Origin of the sequence: Mesobacillus sp. (genome assembly GCF_049588175.1) — a bacterium.
Classification (GTDB): Bacteria; Bacillota; Bacilli; order Bacillales; family Cytobacillaceae; genus Mesobacillus.
Genome location: NZ_JBAVFI010000593.1, coordinates 1 through 2171 on the forward strand (window position 1 = coordinate 1; position 2171 = coordinate 2171).

At 45.3% G+C, this 2171-nt stretch carries 2 protein-coding genes and 1 pseudogene; all 3 read left to right on the plus strand.

Going from position 1 to position 2171, the window contains the following annotated elements:
- Positions 1–1307, plus strand: a 1307-nt coding sequence (locus tag WB217_RS14385) for an ATP-grasp domain-containing protein (protein ID WP_423993920.1), incomplete at its 5' end; no start/stop codon positions are given.
- Entirely contained in the window at positions 1304–2077 is a 774-nt protein-coding gene (locus WB217_RS14390) for a dihydroorotate dehydrogenase electron transfer subunit (RefSeq protein WP_423993921.1), read from the plus strand. The genes WB217_RS14385 and WB217_RS14390, both read left to right, overlap by 4 nt.
- Positions 2074–2171, plus strand: a pseudogene (locus tag WB217_RS14395) (dihydroorotate dehydrogenase catalytic subunit); the annotation flags it as partial. The gene WB217_RS14390 and the pseudogene WB217_RS14395, both read left to right, overlap by 4 nt.

The following is a 2171-nucleotide window of genomic DNA, read 5'->3' on the forward strand; positions in this document are numbered from 1 at the left end:
GGCAAACGGCTATCAATCTAGCTTCAAAGCTTGTAGAACGAGGTGTGAAGATCCTCGGAACGAGCCTTGAGGATCTAGACCGTGCCGAGGACCGTGATAAGTTTGAACACGCACTTGCAGATCTTAACATCCCTCTGCCAAAGGGGAAAACGGCAATGTCTGTAGAAGAAGCTGCTGAAATCGCTGCTGAGATCGTTTATCCGGTTCTTGTCCGTCCATCTTATGTGCTAGGCGGCAGGGCAATGGAAATTGTCTATAAGGAATCCGAACTCATGCATTACATGAAGAATGCAGTAAAAATCAACCCAGAATATCCTGTATTGATAGACCGTTATCTAACAGGTAAAGAAGTAGAAGTCGATGCAATATCAGATGGCGAAACAGTACTGATCCCAGGAATCATGGAACATATAGAGAGAGCGGGAGTACACTCTGGAGATTCAATAGGTGTTTACCCTCCGCAAAGTCTAAGTGAGTGTGTGAAACAAAAGCTGGTATCCTACACAATGGATCTGGCAAGAGGATTGAATATCGTCGGACTGCTGAATATTCAGTATGTCATTACGAATGAGGAAGTCTATGTGCTTGAGGTAAACCCGCGTTCTAGCCGTACTGTTCCATTCCTTAGTAAAATTACGAACGTGCCAATGGCAAAAATCGCAACAAAGGTGATACTTGGCCAAAACTTGAAAGAGCAGGGCTATGAATCAGGCATTGTGCCAGAACAAGACGGAGTGTTTGTTAAGGTACCGGTGTTTTCTTTTGAAAAATTGCGCCGCGTTGACATTACGCTTGGACCAGAAATGAAATCGACTGGCGAAGTTATGGGCAAAGATACCACGCTTGAAAAAGCTCTTTATAAAGGGATGATTGCTGCCGGAATGAAAATTCAGGAATTCGGCACAGTCCTTTTAACAGTATCTGATAAGGATAAGGAGGAAGCCTTGTATCTTGCCAAAAGATTTGCGAATATCGGCTATCAATTGATGGCGACAGAAGGAACGGCAAAATATTTGGAAAATGCAGGGGTGCGTGTTAAAACGGTTGGCAAGATTGGTTCAGAAGGCCATAACCTATTAGATGTCATCCGCAGCGGTGAAGCGCAGTTTGTCATCAATACACTGACTAAAGGAAAACAGCCTCAGAGGGATGGCTTCCGAATCCGCCGTGAGTCGGTAGAAAATGGTGTGCCATGCTTAACCTCACTCGATACAGCGGCAGCAATTCTCAAAGTCATAGAATCGATGACATTCTCAGCGGAAGCTTTAGCACCGATGGGGGCTGGTAAAGCAGGTGTCCTTTTATGATCAAGCAAGAGAACTGCAAGATTGTGAGTAACAGGCAAATCGCTGAAAGTATTTTTGAGCTGGTTTTATGCGGAGATATTACCAATGAAATGTCAGACCCAGGGCAATTTGTCCATGTAAAGGTGGCGGATGGGTTTGATCCGCTCCTTCGCAGGCCAATCAGCATTGCTGCAATCGATAAGGATAGCGGAACATTCACAATCATATACCGCAAGCAGGGCAGAGGTACATCCATGCTTGCTGATAAAAGAGCTGGTGACGAGGTTGATATACTTGGACCATTAGGAAATGGATTCCCTGTAGATGAAGCGACGGTGGGAAACACTGCAGTTCTTGTTGGTGGAGGAGTCGGAGTACCTCCAATGTTTGAGCTTGCGAAACAGCTGGCACATAAGGGTGTATCGGTTATCAGTATCATAGGATTCCAGTCAGCAAGTAATGTTTTCTACGAAAAGCAATTAGCGAAATACGGGGAAGTGTATGTTGCGACAGCAGACGGGTCATATGGAAAGAAAGGTTATGTAACCGATATTCTTTCAGAAATCTATGCAGACATCGTGTTTGCCTGCGGCCCAACTCCGATGCTGAGGGCAATTGAGTCGGGAGTATATGCGCCTAAAACCTATCTATCGCTAGAAGAACGTATGGGCTGCGGTATCGGGGCATGCTTCGCATGTGTTTGTCATACGAAAGAGGATCCAAATGGCTTCTCATATAAAAAAGTATGCAGCGATGGTCCGGTATTCGCCGCAGGGGAGGTTGTCATATGAATCCACTAGCCATTCAATTGCCTGGCTTGAATTTGAAAAACCCAATCATGCCTGCGTCAGGCTGCTTTGGTTTTGGGAAAGAATTCAGCCAGTT

Bases quoted from the DNA above. Each gene is read 5' to 3' on its own strand.
- WB217_RS14390 (WP_423993921.1), top strand. From the start codon at position 1,304: ATGATCAAGCAAGAGAACTGCAAGATTGTGAGTAACAGGCAAATCGCT.